This window comes from Frankia sp. R82 (assembly GCF_023716925.1).
GTDB lineage: Bacteria > Actinomycetota > Actinomycetes > Frankiales > Frankiaceae > Frankia.
The window spans coordinates 1-16,598 of record NZ_JAMQQG010000025.1 but is presented as its reverse complement, the minus strand read 5'-3'; the positions used below and the strand labels follow the sequence as shown (position 1 = coordinate 16,598).

Annotated in this window: 12 protein-coding genes; 7 read left to right on the top strand and 5 right to left on the bottom strand. The window is 71.4% G+C overall.

The genetic code is table 11. The features are described 5' to 3' along the window. Nucleotides 1–15: 15 nt before the first annotated feature. A complete protein-coding gene (locus tag ND747_RS29270; protein WP_308204580.1) occupies nucleotides 16–1,839 on the bottom strand; it encodes a serine/threonine-protein kinase in 1,824 nt (607 codons plus the stop codon). A gap of 545 nt (nucleotides 1,840–2,384) precedes the next feature. Here ND747_RS29270 and ND747_RS07425 point away from each other — a divergent pair. The 3 genes from ND747_RS07425 to ND747_RS07415 all read left to right on the top strand — a co-directional run bounded on the left by ND747_RS07425 (nucleotide 2,385) and on the right by ND747_RS07415 (nucleotide 5,456). After that, on the top strand, nucleotides 2,385–3,215 hold the full coding sequence (locus ND747_RS07425) for a cyclopropane-fatty-acyl-phospholipid synthase family protein (RefSeq protein WP_251732733.1): 831 nt from the start codon (nucleotides 2,385–2,387) through the stop codon (nucleotides 3,213–3,215). Between the two features lie 167 nt (nucleotides 3,216–3,382). Further along, complete coding sequence (locus ND747_RS07420) at nucleotides 3,383–4,876, top strand: MFS transporter (RefSeq protein ID WP_251732732.1); 1,494 nt, start codon at nucleotides 3,383–3,385, stop codon at nucleotides 4,874–4,876. Nucleotides 4,877–5,129: 253 nt separating this feature from the next. After that, on the top strand, nucleotides 5,130–5,456 hold the full coding sequence (locus ND747_RS07415; RefSeq protein WP_251732731.1) for a hypothetical protein: 327 nt from the start codon (nucleotides 5,130–5,132) through the stop codon (nucleotides 5,454–5,456). A gap of 78 nt (nucleotides 5,457–5,534) precedes the next feature. On the opposite strand, the gene ND747_RS07410 is transcribed toward ND747_RS07415, so the two are convergent. From ND747_RS07410 to ND747_RS07395, 4 genes are all read right to left on the bottom strand, one after another. Then, nucleotides 5,535–5,717, bottom strand: a complete 183-nt coding sequence (locus ND747_RS07410) for a hypothetical protein (protein WP_251732730.1) — start codon at nucleotides 5,715–5,717, stop codon at nucleotides 5,535–5,537. Nucleotides 5,718–6,223: 506 nt separating this feature from the next. Then, nucleotides 6,224–9,076: a phosphoenolpyruvate carboxylase gene (ppc, locus tag ND747_RS07405; protein WP_374216174.1), complete on the bottom strand. Its 2,853-nt coding sequence runs from the start codon at nucleotides 9,074–9,076 to the stop codon at nucleotides 6,224–6,226. Between the two features lie 171 nt (nucleotides 9,077–9,247). Then, on the bottom strand, nucleotides 9,248–10,495 hold the full coding sequence (locus tag ND747_RS07400) for a M56 family metallopeptidase (protein WP_251732728.1): 1,248 nt from the start codon (nucleotides 10,493–10,495) through the stop codon (nucleotides 9,248–9,250). A 43-nt stretch (nucleotides 10,496–10,538) separates the two neighbouring features. Beyond that, a complete protein-coding gene (locus tag ND747_RS07395; RefSeq protein WP_251732727.1) occupies nucleotides 10,539–11,057 on the bottom strand; it encodes a BlaI/MecI/CopY family transcriptional regulator in 519 nt (172 codons plus the stop codon). 775 nt (nucleotides 11,058–11,832) lie between these two features. Between ND747_RS07395 and ND747_RS07390 the strand changes: the two genes are divergently transcribed. The 4 genes from ND747_RS07390 to ND747_RS07375 all read left to right on the top strand — a co-directional run. Continuing rightward, nucleotides 11,833–13,860 carry a cytochrome ubiquinol oxidase subunit I gene (locus ND747_RS07390; RefSeq protein WP_251732726.1) on the top strand — a complete coding sequence of 676 codons (2,028 nt, stop codon included), beginning with the start codon at nucleotides 11,833–11,835 and terminating at the stop codon, nucleotides 13,858–13,860. Further along, nucleotides 13,857–14,849: a cytochrome d ubiquinol oxidase subunit II gene (locus tag ND747_RS07385; protein WP_251732725.1), complete on the top strand. Its 993-nt coding sequence runs from the start codon at nucleotides 13,857–13,859 to the stop codon at nucleotides 14,847–14,849. The genes ND747_RS07390 and ND747_RS07385 overlap by 4 nt, the downstream gene beginning before the upstream one ends. A gap of 126 nt (nucleotides 14,850–14,975) precedes the next feature. Beyond that, entirely contained in the window at nucleotides 14,976–15,779 is an 804-nt protein-coding gene (locus ND747_RS07380; protein ID WP_374216173.1) for a CPBP family intramembrane glutamic endopeptidase, read from the top strand. A 146-nt stretch (nucleotides 15,780–15,925) separates the two neighbouring features. Further along, nucleotides 15,926–16,598 (top strand): CYTH domain-containing protein (locus tag ND747_RS07375; RefSeq protein ID WP_251732724.1); only part of this gene is annotated, 673 nt, incomplete at its 3' end.

Genomic DNA, 16,598 nt, shown 5'->3' with positions numbered 1-16,598 from the left:
GCGGGAGGACGTCCGTCAGCGTGCGCGGGTCAGCGTGCCGGTCGGATTCGACGTTCCCGGAACGGCGGAGGTGTAGAGCACGGTGCCGTCTGCCTGCCGGTGCAGTGTGACCTGACCACCGTGGGCGCACAGGGGCAGGCCCAGCAGGGTCGGCTCGTTGTCGCCGCCGCTGCCGGGAACGTCCTGCAACGTGATGGTGTCCGAGGCCGCGGTCAGTCGCATGTCGGCGATGCAGCGTAGTTCCTTGCCGGTGACGCTGGCCAGCGCATCGGTGGTGACCTCGGAATGGGCGACCACACCCCCGACCTGTCCACGGCGAACTGTGATGACGACGTTCTGCGCAATGCCGGAGCTGTCGCTGAGCGCACCCTGCCAGGTACCGAGGTAGGCCGCCGGAACGGCGGCGTCCCCCGAGGACCCGCTGGTCGATCCGGTGGCAGCTCCGGAGGCCGGACGGGTGGTCGATCCGGAGCCGGTCGTCGACGTCGGGCCGGACCGCAAGGTTGATCCGGCGGCGGCAGGGCCGTCGGCGTCGGCGCTGGCCGCGGCCAGGCCCCGATCGCCGCCCGCCGTCCCGTTCTGGTCGTCGCGGCGGAGCACGACGACCAGAAGCACCGAGACCAGCGCGATGCCAGCGATCGCCGCCCCGATGATCGCGACGATGAACCCGGTCCGTCGCGACGAGCGCGACGAGGACGGTCCCGGCGATGGCGACCACGACGGCGACGGGGGTGGCGGCGACGGGGGTGGCGGCGACGGGGGTGGCGGCGACGGGGGTGGCGGCGACAGGGGTGGCGGCGACGGGGGTGGTGGCGACGGCATCGCCGACGCAACCGCCGGGGGAGTCGAGGGCGCCAGGGAAGACGAAGGAGTCGGGAAGGGCGGCGGAGTCGGATGGGGCGTGGGTTGGCCGCGGGTCGGGGCGTCGAGGTCGAGCAGCGCCAGGGCGCTGCGGCTCAGGGCTGTGACCAGGTCCGGGGGTAACCAGCCCGCGGCCATGAGGGCTGTCGCCGGGCTGGTGCCCCGGCTCTCGGCACCGGCGCCGGGAGCAAGACGGGCCAGTACCGCGGCCGGGGTCGGCCGCAGGGCGGGATCCTTGCGCAGGCAGGTCTCGACCAGCTCGCGCAGCTCGGCGGGTATCTCGGCCAGGTCCGGCTCGTAGGACAGGATGGCGTACATCAGGGCCGGCAGGCCCGGCGCGCGAAACGGCGGCGCACCGGTGGCGGCGTAGGTGAGGACGATGCCGAGCGCGAAGACATCGGTGGCCGGACCGATCTCACCAGTGCCGATCTGCTCGGGCGCCATGTACGCCGGCGAACCGACCGCTGCGCCCGTGTGCGTCAGGATGGTCGCGTCGATGGCCCGGGAGATGCCGAAGTCGATCACTTTCGGACCGTCCAGGCCCAGCAGCACGTTGGACGGCTTCAGATCACGGTGCACAAGGCCCGCGCCATGCACGGCGATGAGCGCCTCGGCCAGACCCGCGCCGAGTGCCCGCACGGTCCGGACCGGAAGCGGACCGTGCTCGCGCACCGCGTCCTGCAGAGACGGCCCCGGGACGAACGCCGTCACCAGCCACGGCTGCTCGGCCTCCGGGTCGGCATCGAGCACCGGCGCCGTCCACCGCCCCCCTACTCGCCGGGCCGCGTCCACCTCCCGCCGGAACCGATAGCGGAACTGGGGTTCCGCGGCGAACTCGGCGCGGATCACCTTGATTGCCACCGTGCGCCCACCGGCGCTGCGGCCGAGGTAGACCCGGCCCATTCCGCCGGCGCCCAGGCGGGCCAGCAGGCGGTAACTGCCGATGGTCTCGGGATCGTCGGGGCGCAGAGCTTCCACTGCCGACGTCCTCCCGATCCGGGCGACCACCACGACAGTGCCCGGACGACCGCGGTGCCCGGACAGCTCGTGTTGCCCGGAGAATTCCGGGCTGCCCAGAGAATACGGTGGTCCGGACGGCTCGGCTCCCCGGGCACGGGCGGCCCCACCGATGGGCGGGTGCGACGATCGGTGCACGCCCCGACCGGGCGGCGCAGGACCTGGCCAGGCGGACATCGGCGGCAGTGGTGGCCGGCCGGTCGGAAAGTCGCTTGCGGGGTGGCATTCCGATGGCCTAACCTTGAGGACGTTCGCCACCGGATCATCCGGTGGCTCCTGCCATCCAGTGGCTCCTGCCATCCGATGGCCCTTTACGGAGGATGCCTCATGGCCGCCCCGGGTTATCGCCCGGGTCATCGGTAGTCGGCTTTCTGCCGATCTGCTGCGCGACCGTTCGGTCGTAGGCGGATCGGATGGCACGCGACGCTGTGCTGCTTTCTCCGGTGACCCGTGGATATCAGACGTCCTGTCATGATCTCCCGATCGGGAACCTGGAGCATCCTGCGTTGAGCAAGAACACTTCATCCGTACACACGTCCTCCGCTGCGGAAGTGCCGGCCACGGATATCTCTCCGACCTGGTACGCGACCTTTTTCACCTACCTTCCCAACGAGTTCTGGCGCCGGGTGGCCACCCCGGAATGGACCGTGGCCGAGGTCGACTTCGTCGAGTCCAGGCTGGGCCTGCGGGCCGGAGCGCGGATTCTCGACGTCCCCTGCGGAAGCGGACGGCACAGCCTTGCGCTGGCTGCCCGCGGCTATCGGGTCACCGGCGTCGACCTGTCCGCCGAAGCCCTCGAGCACGCCCGCCGCACCGCCGCATCCGCGCCGGCCGCCGCATCCGCAGCGGCCGGGGATGCGGTGACCTTTGTGCACGGTGACATGCGGGAGCTGGCCGGGCTCGGTGTCTTCGACGCCGCAGTCTGCCTGGGAAACAGTTTCGGCTATCTCGACACCGCCGGCACACGGGCGTTCGCCCGGGCACTCGCGGCGGTGGTCCGTCCCGGCGGTGGGCTGGTCATCGACGTGGGAGCGGCGGCCGAGTCGATCCTGCCGGATTTCACCGGGCAGGTGCGCAGGATGACCACCGGCGACATCGTGGTCGAGATGTCGGGCCGTTACGATGTCGCCGACAGCCGGCAGATCAGCCAGTACCGCTTCGTCCAGGGTGCCCAGGAGCTGCGGACCACGGCGGTGCACCACGTGCGCACCAGTGGTCACATCGGTGAACTGCTCGACGAGGCCGGGTTCACCGACCTTCGCCGGTACGGAGGCCTCGACGGCGCGGCGTACACGGTCGGTGCCCCCCGCCTGCTGGTGACCGCCCGCCGCAGGTAGCCCGTCTCCACCCACCACCGGGGCCACGCCGCCCCCACCGCCGTCCGGGCCCTGGCCCGTCCGGACAGCTGGTGACGAGGCAGATGTCACGAGTCGGGTCGAGCCTCAAGTCATTAGCATAGGCTAAGTATTTCCGCTGGGGGCAAGGAGATCATCGGAGGCTGTCGATGACCGAGCTGACGTACCGGCGGCGCCTGCTCGTGCTGGCGATCTGCTGCCTGAGTCTGTTCGTCGTCGGAATCGACAACACCATCGTCAACATTGCTCTGCCGTCGTTGCGGCGCGATCTGCACGCCTCCGCGTCCGGTCTGCAGTGGACGATCGACTCCTACACCGTGGTTCTGGCCAGCCTGCTGCTGCTCGGCGGATCGAGTGGGGACCGCTTCGGCCGGCGCCGGGTGTTCTGCATCGGACTTGCCCTGTTCACCGCAGGCTCGCTGCTGTGCAGCCTGGCCCCTGACCTGACCTGGCTGATCGTGTTCCGGATGGTGCAGGCGGTCGGCGGCTGCATGCTGAACCCGGTCGCCATGTCGATCATCAGTAACACCTTCACCGATCCGCAGGAGCGGGCCCGGGCGATCGGGGTGTGGGGCGCGGTCATCGGGGTGAGCATGGCGCTTGGTCCGGTGATCGGCGGCACATTGGTCGAGTCGGTCGGCTGGCGGGCGATTTTCTGGGTGAACGTGCCGGTGGGGCTGGTCGCGATCGTGCTGGCGGGACGATGTGTCCCGGAGTCGCGGGCGGCCAGGGCGCGCGCGTTCGATCCGCTTGGCCAGCTGCTGGTCATCGGGACCCTCGCGGCCCTGACCTACGGGATCATCGAGGCGCCGTCGATCGGCTGGGTGGCGCCGCGGACCCTCGGGCTGATCACAGCCGCGCTGGTGGCGGGTGCGGTGCTGGTGGGTTACGAGTCGCGCCAGGCTGAACCGCTGCTCGACGTCCGCTTTTTCCGGTCGGTACCGTTCGCGGCCGCCACCGGCATCGCGGTCTGCGCGTTCGGCGCGGTCGCCGGCTTCCAGTTTCTCAACACCATGTACCTGCAGGAGCTGCGCGGGTACTCGCCGCTGGTCGCCGGCTGCCTCACGCTGCCGATGGCGGTGCTCACCGTCGTTGCCGCACCCGTGTCGGGGCGGCTGGTCGCCGCCCGGGGTGCCCGGATCCCGCTGTTGCTCGCCGGGACCGCGATGACCGCGGGCAGCGTGCTGCTGACTGATCTCGGCGTCGACACGCCGCTGGTCTGGCTGGTACCCGCCTACGTGCTGATCGGGTTCGGCTTTGGCATGGTGAACGCGCCGATCACCAACACCGCGGTGACCGGTATGCCCCGCGCGCAGGCCGGGGTGGCTGCGGGCATCGCCTCGACGAGCCGGCAGATCGGCCAGTCGCTCGGCGTCGCGGTCGTCGGCTCGCTGGCCGCGGTGCAGGTGGCGGGACGTACCGGGGTGGTTGATCCGACCAGTGCCACCGGCTGGTGGACGATTGTCTCCTGCGGTCTCGGCGTGTTGCTGCTGGGCGCGGTGAGCACCGGTGCCTGGGCCCGCGGCACCGCCGCCCGGGTCGCCGAGGGGCTGTTCACCCCACGTCCGGTCGGCGAGGGTGTTGCTGCCGAAACGCCCGAGCGGGAGTCTGCGGCGCGTACCCGGGCGGCTGCGGACCGCTGACCACCAGGACGGATATTCTCGGCTCTGCCCGCCGTACCGGTTTCCGGGTATGGGTGGGGGATTTCTTGAAGTGGTCGCATGGCCATATTTACGGTCGAGTCCAGTCCCGCGATATCCGCCTTTTCGTAAACTCTCGAAAAGTCGGTTGCGTGCGTGAAATTGCTGTGGCTTGACGCACCCTCAATGGTCCGCGGTAACCTCGCGCCGCACGTCCAGCGCAGACTGAACATCAACGGAAGGAAGAACGGCAGACATGGCCCAGCAGCAGATCGAGCAGCAGATCGAGCAGCAGCTCCGGCAGAACTGGCGGCAGCTCCGCTACAGCATCCTGGACCAGTTCGGTCAGGTCAGCGCCGCGGATGTCGACAGCGCGACCAGCGTGAACGACCTTGTTGCGCGTATTGCGGACAAGACGCACCACAGCGAGCGGTACATCGAGAACCGGCTGCACCAGCTCGTGGGCGTCGGCAGTGGCCAGGGTGGAAACCTCGGTGAGCGCTTCGGTGCCTCACAGGGTGGCCAGCGCGGGAACCAGAACCAGAATCAGAACCAGAACCAGCCGTTCGGCTCGCAGCAGTAGCACCAGCCGGCAGTACCAGCCATACGGCGGGGACCTCCCCAGGCCCTGCAGGTGGGCCTGGGGAGGTCCCCGTTGGCACTACTCGACGGGCGTGGGCTCCAGGGCCGCGCCCAGCAGCATACGTAGTTCGAGCAGCTCGTCGATCATCCTGGCCGTCGCGGAGTCCCGTGGGCGTCGGCGTAGCTCGTCCAGCATGGCATCCGTTTCCTCGACGGTTGGAATGTCGTCGATAGATGCCGCAATTTTGACGATCGTCTCCATGGCGTCCACCACCTGCCGTCTGGTCGTCTGGGTCTGTCCGACGCCCTTGTGTATGTGGCCTGTACGAGGCCGGATCGGACGCGTTCGTCTACGCTGACGCTGACAGGTTCTCCGGGCATTAAACAGTTGTTGCCGAGTCGTTAATTACCGCTCACGGTCGCTGTCAACCACGGCGCGATGCGCGGATTGCCAGCGACCACCGACATATCGGAAATGCGCGGCCACGTTCCGTGTCGGAACCCTCGCCAACTGGACATCTGATGGTGTCCCTCCTCTCCGCATCCGCTCGGTGGTCCGGTCTGCTCGCCATACGGACCGCCGCGCACTCCGGCTGAACCCCACCTATACCCGTTCCCGCCGCTGGCGAAGCGGACTGGCTGCGTACGCACCGCCGCGTACTCACCGCCGCCCGGCGGAATGGTGGATCGCCCCCGCCCGTCACTGCCCGCGACTCGGTGGGCGGTGGTTGGTCGGCGGCGGCAGCCGTGGGTGAGCGGGCACTGCGGTCAGCCGGTGTTGCGCAGGCCGGCGGCGATGCCGTTGATGGTGAGCAGCAGGGCGCGGCGCAGGTGGGGGTCGGCGTCGGGGCCGGCGGCGCGGGAGCGGGCCAGCAGGGAGATCTGCAGCGCGTGCAGCGGGGCGAGGTAGGCGTCCCGAACCTCGAGGGTGTGGCGCAGGGTGGGGGCGTTTTCGAGTAGTTCCCGCTGGCCGGTGACGGCCAGGACCTCGCGCAGGGTGCGGGCGTGCTCGGTGCGGATCGCCTCGAAGATCGCCGCACCGGTGGTGCCGGGCTCCCCGGCAGCGGTGGGTTCGCTGGCGAGGGTGGTGACGTAGCGCTCGGCGATGGTGAGGTCGGACTTGGCCAGGGTCATCTGGACGTTGCCCAGGAAGGTCCGGAAGAAGTGCCAGGAACGGTACATGTCGGCGAGCGTGTCGCCGGCTCCGGCGGCGCGGGCGGCGGCGAGGCCGGTGCCGACGCCGAACCAGCCGGGCAGGATGATCCGGGACTGGGTCCAGCCGAAGACCCAGGGGATCGCGCGCAGGTCGGCGAGGCCGCCGGAGCCGCCGGGGCGGCGCGACGGGCGGGAACCGATGTTGAGGTTGCCGAGCTCCTCCACCGGGGTGGCGGCGAGGAAGAACGGCACGAGTGCCGGGTCCGCGACGAACGCCTGGTAGGCCTCGCGGGCCGCGTCGGCCACAGCCTGCATGGTCGCGTCCCAGCCGGCGAGCACCGCCGGGCTCAGCCGGGCGGAGCGGTGCAGGATCGACGCCTCGACCACCGCGGACAGGGCGATCTCAAGGTTGTGCCGGGCGAGCTGCGGCAGGGTGTACTTGTCCGAGATCACCTCGCCCTGCTCGGTCACCTTGATGGAGCCGTCCAGGGTGCCGAACGGCTGCGCCATGATCGCCTCGCCGCTGGGCCCGCCGCCGCGCCCGACCGAGCCGCCGCGGCCGTGGAACAGCCGCAGCACCACGCCGTGGCGTCGCGCCACGTCACGCAGGTCCCGCTGGGCTTTGTGGATCTCCCACTGGGAAGCGGTGATGCCGGCGTCCTTGGAGGAGTCCGAATAGCCGAGCATGACCTCCTGGACGTCCCCGCGTGCACCGACCAGCGCCCGGTAGGACGGGTCGGCGAGCATCCCGTCCAGCAGGCTGCCCGCGGCCCGCAGCTCCGCCACCGTCTCGAACAGCGGGACGAACCCGATGCGGGCCCACGCCGCCTGCCCGGCGAACCCGACCCCGACCAGACCCGCCTCCCGGGCCAGCACCGCCACGGCGAGGATGTCGTCGACGTCCCGGGTCATCGAGACGATGTAGCTCTCGATCACGTCCGCGCCGAACCGGTCGAGCGCCACCCGGATCGTGCGCATCAGCTCCAGCGTGCCGAGCGCCCCGTCCGGCAGCGGCGGCGGCGCGCCGCCCAGCAGCGGGCGGCGCCGGGCGAGCTCGCCGGACAGCAGGGCCCGCCGGGCGGGCCGGTCGAGCTCGGCGTAGGGCACATCCAGTTCGCCAAGCAGGTCGTAGAGGGCGCCGAGTGCCTGATGGTGCTTGTCGGCGTGCTCGCGGATGTCGAGGGTCGCCAGCGCCAGACCCATCGCCGTGGTGGTGCGGATCACTCGCTGCAGTGGACCGTCCGCGACGAGGTTGCCGTTCCTGGCCGCGAGCGAGGCGCGCATCACCGCCAGATCGGCCAGGACCTCGGGCAGGCCCGCGTAGTCCCGGCCCGCCACATGCGGGTGACCCGCGGCCAGGCGCTCCCGGGTCGCCGTCAGCCGGGCCAGGATGTAGCTGCACTTGAGCCGGTACGGTTCCTCGGCGTTGAGCCGGACGTAGCGCTCGTACACCTCGGGCAGCGCCGCGCGGTCGGCCGCCAGTGAGGTGAGCAGCTCCTCGCTCACCTCCACCACCCGGGTGGACGCGGTCAGCTCTTTGACCAACCGCTCGACGGACGAGGTCAGCAGCCGGATGCCGAACTCGTGCTGCAGGGTCAGAACCTCAAGGGTGACGGCCGGGGTGACGTTCGGGTTGCCGTCCCGGTCACCGCCGGCCCACGAGCCGAACCGCAGCGGACGGGCCTGCGCCGGCAGCGTGATCCCTACTCGGGCGAAGGCGAGCTCGAGCTCCTCCAGCAGGTCGGGCAGCACCTCGGTGGCGATCAGTTCCAGGTAGTAGGCGGCCGAGCGGGCCTCGTCGGCCGGCTTGGGCCGCTCCACCCGCAGCTCGTCGGTCTGCCACAGGACGTCGACCATCTCGGCGAGGCGTCGGCCGAGGCGTTCGGCGTCCACCGGACGAGGCGTGCCGACATCCGGACTGTCGGTGTCGAGCAGGTCGGCGATGCGACGCAGCGTGTCGAGCACCGAACGGCGGCTGGCCTCGGTCGGATGTGCGGTGAACACCGGGCGCAGCTCGAGCCGCCCGGCGATCGAGGCGGCGAGTGCGCGGTCGAGGGTGCCCGCGTCGAGCGCGTCACCCATCCGGGCGAACGTCTCCGCCAGCGGGCCCTGCGCCCGGTCGGACAGCTCCCGGGAGCGGTACAGCTGCTCGGTGATGTTGGCGAGCTGGAAGTAGGCGGTGAACGCGCGGGCGAGCACGATCGCCGTCGGGTCGTCGACACCGGCCAGCAGCCGGGCGAGTTCCGCGCCGTTGTCGGGCCGGCGAGCCAGCGCCCGCACCTGCTCGACCAGCGTGAGAGTGCTGGCACCCTCGTGCCGGGTGAGCGCCTGTCCGAGCAGGTCGCCCAGGCGGCGCACGCCAGCGCGCACCGCCGCGTGCCGGGCGTCGCTGGACACCCCGCCGGCGAAGGCACCCGGATCCGGGTCGCGTTCGGCCAGGGCCGCCGTGGTCCGATCGGTCGTCACAACCACCTCCGGGGGGCACATCGTTCGCGGGTGGGGCCGGGCACCGTGGCCAAGTCTGCCGACTGGGCGGCCTCCTGCCTACGCATGGGCGATGTGGCCTGGCCGATGCCCGCGGCCGGTTTCGCCGCCCGTCCGCCCGTCCGTGCGCCCGCCGGCCGATCGACGGCCGGCCTAACCGATCAGGACGATCAGCGGGGGCGTGACGAGCACCGCCAGGGCGGCCAGGTAGGCGACCAGTGCCTGCCACCAGTGCACCGTCGGCGGGTCGAGGAGCCGGGCGATGCGGGAGATCACCGGATTGGTGACTCCACGTGAAGACCCTGCGCCGGCCGGCTCCCGGTGGGTGGTGGTGCCGGTGGCACCGGTGCCCGTGGTGAGCACGGCGGCGTCGGTGATGTGGCCGTGCGCGCCGAGGATGCCCAGCGCACCGGCGGGTACCGGGGTCCGGGTCACGCCGATGCGGGCCAGCGCCCGAGCCAGCGCGCGGCGGCTGGTGCGGCGTCCGGCGGCATCGTCGGCGAGCATCTCGACCAGTAATGACACCGCCGCAGTGGCCTCCCGGGCCGGGCCCAGGAACGGAAAGGTGCGTTCCCAGGCGACGAACGGTTGGATGACCAGGTCATGACGGCCGGCGACGTGAGCGGCCTCATGGGCGAGCACCGCGTCGAGTTCGTCGGCGCTCAGGGTGTTGAGCAGCCCGCGGGACACCACCACCCGGGCATGGCGCACCCCGGGCACGCAGTAGGCGACGGCGATCGGATGGTCAAGAATCCGCAGTCGGATGCCGGCCCGGTCGCGGTGTTCGCACAGACAACAGGGCGTCACCGCCCGGATCGCCGCATCCTCGTCCTGCTCCGGCTCGTCGCCGCCAGTCCCGCCAACCGCGTCGGTCGCGATGTCATGGCGGGTGCCATGGTGCTGGTAGGACGGCTCGCCGCCGGGCTCACGGTGGCGACGGTCGTTCGGGGCATGACGGTCGTTCGGGGTGCTGTGATCATGGGGGCTGGTGTCGTGGCTGCGATGGCGGCGACCGGCGAGGTCGACGAGGTGCCGATGGCGGTGGCGTTCGCGCAGCGTGGCGGCGGTGGAGGCGCCGAGCACGCCGAACAGCCGACCGGCGAGCGCAGTGGCAAGTGCGAGCCCGACCAGATTGATCCAGCGCAGCCCGGCGAGGGGCTCGCCCGCGGCCACATTGGCCACATGGTCGGTGATCGCGGAGGGGGTGCTGGTGGCCAGCGGTGAGACGGTGAACGCGATGGCTGCCAGCAGCGCCGACACCCCGCCGGCCAGCCCGATCGCCTGCCAGAGCAGGATCGCGGCCCGCGGGTAGCGATGCGGCCACCGCGCGGCAGCGAGCAGGCGTGGTATCGGCCAGGCCAGCGCGCCCGCGAACAGGGCGAGGAGTGCCGCGGTCGTCATGTCGTCGGCAACGCTACCCCCGCTCCGGCCGAAGCTGAACTGTTTACTCCGGTCCGGCCGGGGTCACGTCACGACCATCCGCTTCGACCGACCCGGCCTCGGCCGGGTCGACCTCGGCATCGGGCCCGGCAGCGGCGGGTGGGGCGGATGTCTCGGCTGCGTGCGGTGGGGGAGCGGCCAACCCGATGGGCTCCGCCTCGGGCGGGACCACGCTCAGGGGGGCCAGCGCCCGCCGCAGGATTTCCGCCTCCTCGGCGGAGACGGACCCGACGAAACGGACGAGGGCCGAGCCTCGGTCGTCCGCGGTGCCGAGCGCCTCCATCATCGCCTCGGCGACGACGGCCTCACGGCTGTCGACGGCCGCGTAGCGATGGGCCCGCGCGGCCCGCTGCCGGCGCACGAAGCCCTTGCGTTCCAGCCTTTCGAGCACGGTCAGCACGGTGGTGTACGCAAGATCGCGCTCGTGGTCGAGCCGGGCGGCGACTTCACGAGCCGTCAACCACCCGTCGCTGGACCACAACACGTCCATGACCGACCGTTCGAGGTCACCCAGGCGCGCCATGCGTCAATCCTACGTCGCGTAGAAGTTGACCGTGGCGAAACACCGAGCTTTGTCGGCGCAGCCTGCGTCACACCTGCGCTGACCTCGGCGTTGGGCGGACGGTAAGCCGGGTCGGCCCGCCGGGGATGCCTGCCGGGGGGCCCGCCGTCGTCGGCCAGGTCACCGTGCGCATCTGGCCCGAACGTCTGGTCGCGTGGGTCGGGCGGCCCTCCGATCGCCCTGTTCGGGCGCCCCGCCGGCTGCCGTCGCCGGCCACGAAAGCCCACCTTTCGGCCGGTCGGACCGGTCTTCCGGCCCGGCCCGGACGTGCTGTTCGGCCCCCCGGTGGCGCCCGGACCGGTAAGGCCGGGTGGATTCTGCCGCGGCGCCTCCGTACCGTGAGCGGATTTCTTTACCTGTTATTAGGAAAACTCCTGTGACATTCGGCCCGGGTGCCGGATGTGCGCTTTTGTGACCGGCGTCCGGGGTCGTGCGTGCCGGGCCGGCGGAACACCCTAAGGTGCCGTCCGGGCGGCGAAAAACGAAAGAATCGGGGCCGATCGGGCAGAATCACACCCGTCCTGACGTGGAAAAGCCGGCCCGGTCGCGTAAGTCTGGTCGGGGGAAGCGCGATGCACCGCCCCGCCGGTCGGTGTCGATCCTGTTGTGGACCTCACGCAGGAACGCCGGGCCGACCGGACCGCCCGCTACGTACCTTGGGACCTTCTACGTTGGGTAGAAGGTCGACTGATTCCCGGTCGATATCTTCCCGCGGTCCTTCGAAGGAGCCGTGCGCATGGTTCTCGCCGCCGACGCCATCGACCTCGCTCGTGCCCAGACGGCGTTCTCCCTCGCGTTCCACATCTGCTTCGCCGTGTTCGGTGTCGGTCTGCCCTGGATGCTCGTCTACACCGAGTGGCGCTGGCTGCGCACCGGTGATCCGGTGTGGCTGGCGCTGACGAAGAAGTGGTCGCGTGCCTTCGCCGTGCTCTTCGCGGTGGGCGCCGTCTCGGGAACAGTGCTGTCGTTCGAGTTCGGGCTGCTCTGGCCCGCTTTCATGTCCAAGTACGGTGGTGCCCTCGGGCTGTCGTTCACCATGGAGGGTTTCGCGTTCTTCACCGAGGCGATCTTCGTCGGGATGTACCTGTACGGCTGGAAACGCCTCTCGGCCCGCGCGCACTGGTTGACCCTGTGGCCGATCGCGATCTCCGGGACGCTGTCGACGCTGTTCATCATCACGGTCAACTCCTGGATGAACGTCCCGCGCGGCATCACCGAGCGAGACGGCCGGGTCATCGCCGAGGAGCCGTTCGCCCCGTTCACCAGCCCGTCGTTCGGTCCGCAGCTCGTGCACATGCTGCTGGCCGCGTTCATGTGCGCCGGTGGAATGGTCGCGGCGATCTACGCGGTCGGCATGTTGCGTGGCCGCCGGGACGCCTACCATCGCCACGGCCTCGCCATCGGGCTCACGGTGGTGCTCGTCGCCGCCCCGGTGCAGCTCATCGCCGGCGACTGGGCCGGTCGCAACGCCGGCGACCACCAGCCGCTCAAGCTTGCCGCGATGGAGGGGCTCTACCACACCGGTTCGAACGCCCCGTTCACGCTCGGTGGTATCTACGACGACAAGACCGGTGAGGTCCGCGGCGGCCTGGAGATCCCGGGGATGCTGTCCCTGCTCGAGGGCTTCAACACGAACCACGTGATCACGGGCCTCGACTCCGCCCCACCCGACGAACGGCCCGACGGCACGCTCGTGCACGGCGCGTTCACGGTGATGATCGTCGCCGGCTCCGCTCTGATCTCGTTGTCGCTGGCCACCGGGTTCGCCGTCTGGCGGCGACGACGGCGGGGGGAACGGTCGTTGCTGCCGACCGGCCGGCCATGGCTGCTCGCGGCAGCCTGTACCGGCCCGGCGGCGATGCTCGCCATGCTCACCGGCTGGGAGGTCACCGAGGGTGGCCGCCAGCCGTGGATCGTCGGCGGCCACATGAAGGTGACCGACGCCGTCACCGGCAGCGACGGCGCCGCGCCGATCTTCGCCGGTACGCTCGCCCTCTACCTGGGCCTGGCCGGCGCGCTGATCCTGATCCTGCGCCGGATGGCCAGCGGCGGTCCCAGCGGAGAGCAGCTGGTGCCGAACCGCCCGGGCGGGCCGTCGATGCCGCAGGCCCCGCGGCCACGCGACGGTGGACAGGGCACTGGCAGCGGTCCCGGCCGTCCTGGCCGTCCTGACCGGGACGGTGGCGACTCCGGCGACTCCGGCGGTGACAAGGACGACGCCAAGGAGTCCGCACCCGCCGCACGGCATGAGCCTGCCGTGCGGTCCGGATCTGCCGCCTCTGGTGATGCTGTCAGGTCTGGTGACCCGGCGGTGCCCTACGACCCCGCTGCCGAGCATGCCGGCCGCTACGCGCTGACCCCCGCCGGCGCTCCCGTCCCCGTTGGCGTGCCTGCTCCCACGAACGTCCCCGTGCCCGCCGGCGTCCCTGGTCCGACCGCTGTGCCTGGCCCGACCGCTGTGCCTGGCCCGGCGATCCCGCGTCCGCGGCACGAGGGGCAGCCCGCCGGCCATCCGGGCGGGATCCGCCACCTCGTCGGGGCCCGTCGGCACGGATCCGGCCGGGCCGGCCTGTTCGGCCGACCAGCCGGACGGCACGCGGTCACGAACCGGCGGCCCGGGACCGTGACCCCGTCCCCGGGCCGTCCCGAGACCATCCAGGTCCCGGCATCCTCCCCGGCGACCTCCCCGGCGACCTCCCCGTCCGAGGGCCGCGTCGAAGCCACCTCGGCTGCCGGCCGTAGCAATCACGGAGAGCCCCGATGACGTCCGCCGACCTGCTCCTCATCGTCATGGTGATCGGGCTGACCGCCTATGCGCTGCTCGGCGGCGCCGACTTCGGCGGCGGCGTGTGGGATCTGCTGGCCCGCGGGCCGGACGCCCGGTCCCAGCGCCGCCTGATCTCGGCCTCGATCGGGCCGGTGTGGGAGGCCAACCACGTGTGGCTGGTCTTCATCGTGGTCGCCCTGTTCAGCGGCTTCCCGCCGGCCTACGGGGTGGTGGGGTCGTCGCTGGAGATTCCGCTGGCGGCTGCGCTCGTCGGCATCGTGCTGCGCGGCGCCGCCTACGTCTACCGGGCGTACGGTGCCGGCGCGGCCGGCCCCGACCACTGGTGGGGGCATGTCTTCGCGATCTCCTCGACGATCACTCCGTTCGCCCTCGGGGTGACCGGGGCGGCGCTGGCCACCGGAAAGATGTCCACGTCCGACCAGTTGGAGCCGGTGCGCAGTGTCTTCGGGCTGGGCTGCGGCCTGTTCGCCGTCGCCGCGACCGCGTTCCTCGCGGCCGTGTACCTGTGCAAGGACGCCGGGGCGTCCCCGGCCACCGCACATCTGGTGCCGGTGTTCCGCCGCCGGGCGTTCGGCGGGGCGGTGGTCTGTGGGGTGCTCGCGCTGATCCTGTTGCCGCTGTTCGCGCACGAGGCACCGGTCGTCGCCGGCCGGTTCGGTGACCGGTCGGTGCCGCTGGTCGCGTTGTCGGCGGTCGGCGGGGTCGCGGCGCTGGTGGCGCTCGGTCGCAACCAGTTCGTCGCCGCCCGGCTCGCCGCGGGCCTGGCCGTCGGCGGGATGCTCTGGGGCTGGGCGGTCGCCCAGTACCCCGACCTGATCGTCGGTCAGGTCACGGTGGACGACGCCGCCGCGCCGTCGCCCAACATCCACGCGATGCTGTACACCGTCGCCGGTGGCCTGGTGATCGTCCTGCCGCCGATGATCATTCTGTATCGGCTGTTCACCCGTCCCGAGCCGGTCGACTGACGCGGACGGCCCGGCGCGTCGCGGTGCCGGGCCGTCCGTCGGGTCCGGTCCCGTCGGGCCGGGTCGCCCGGTCGGACGGGGCTGCCCGGTCCGGACCGCGGCGAACGGTCGGGTTAGGGTCGAGCGGTGACGGACGCCGCGACGGCACCGATCGTGGCGAGCGAGGACGGGCCGCCCACCCGGCGGCAGCTTGGTGCCGAGATCGGCGTCGTGCTGGGGATGTCGTTTGCGGCATCCGCGTTGTACGCGCTCATCCGCTACGTCGGTGTGTTGACCCGTCCCGGACCGGTCCGCACCCAGGTCGCCCAGCTCAACGGGTCCGCGGCGCCCGGTCGGCCATGGCTGGATCTTGCCCTGCAGCTCGCCGACGTGCTCACCGGCGTGATGCCGGTGCTGCTCGCGGTGTACCTGTTGACCCGCCACGGCGGTGGACGCCGGGTGATCGGGTTGGACGGGCGGCGCCCGGGCCCGGACGTCGCCCGGGGGGCGCTGCTGGCCGCCGGGATCGGCGGGATCGGCCTCGGTTTCTATCTGCTCGCCTGGCACAGCGGCGCCAATCTCACGGTCGCGCCGTCCGGCCTGCCGGACGTGTGGTGGCGGATCCCCGTCCTGGTGCTCAGCGCCTGGCAGAACGGCGTGGCCGAAGAGGTGGTCGTCACCGGCTATCTGCTGGTTCGGCTGCGTGAGCTGGCGGTCGAGCCTCGGTGGGCGCTGGCGGCGAGCGCGGTGCTGCGCGGCTCGTATCACCTCTACCAGGGGCTCGGCGGATTTTTCGGCAACGTCGCGATGGGCCTGGTGTTCGGGCGGTTGTTCCAGCGCAACGGACGGGTGCTACCTCTCGTCATCGCCCATTCGCTCATCGACACCGTCGCGTTCGTCGGTTACGTCCTCCTCGTCGGGAAGGTCTCCTGGATCCCTGCGCCGCGTTAAGGTTAACGCCGGGGAAAGTTGCGTAGTCCATTCCGTGTCCACCGCTTGCTCTCCTGGTGTCTCGTAGTTCTTACGGCGGGTAGCCGCAGGGTGGCCGTGTCCGTGTGTCCGGTGGGCTACGCAACTGTGGACGAAAGGAGCAGGTCATGGCGGTCGCGGTCCGGGAGATCGAACGTAAGTACGCCGTTGCACCGACGTTTGTGCTGCCGCGCCTGGGCGCGGTCAGCGGAGTGGTCACGGCCCGGACCCGCCGTGCCGTCAGCCTCGAGGCCGTCTACTACGACACCGATGATCTGCGCCTGGCCCGCAACCGGATCACGCTGCGTCGGCGCACCGGCGGCCCTGATGCCGGCTGGCACCTGAAGCTCCCCGTCCGGGTCGGCCAGCGCGACGAGCTGCGCCTCCCTCTCGACGCCAGTGGTGGACAGATCAAGATTGCCGAGGGTGCCCGGCACACCCCGCCGGCCGAGTTCGTCGATCTGGTCGCGGTGCATGCGCGCGGGGCCGAGCTGCGTCCGGTCGCCCGGCTGCGCACACTGCGCACCGCCCGCCGGTTGCGCGACGCCACCGGTGCGGATCTCGCCGAGGTCGTCGATGACCAGGTCTCCGCGCAGACCCTCGGCGAGTCGACGACGGTGAGCACCTGGCGCGAGATCGAGGTGGAGCTGGTCGACGGCGGCCCGGAGGTGCTCGAGTCCGTCGGGGAGCTGCTGCTCGCGGCCGGTGCGGTGGCCGCGGCCGACTCGTCGAAACTGGCCCGGCTGCTCGGCCCGGCACTCGCCGCCGGCCCCGGCCCGGATCTGCCCCCCGCCCCGCGGC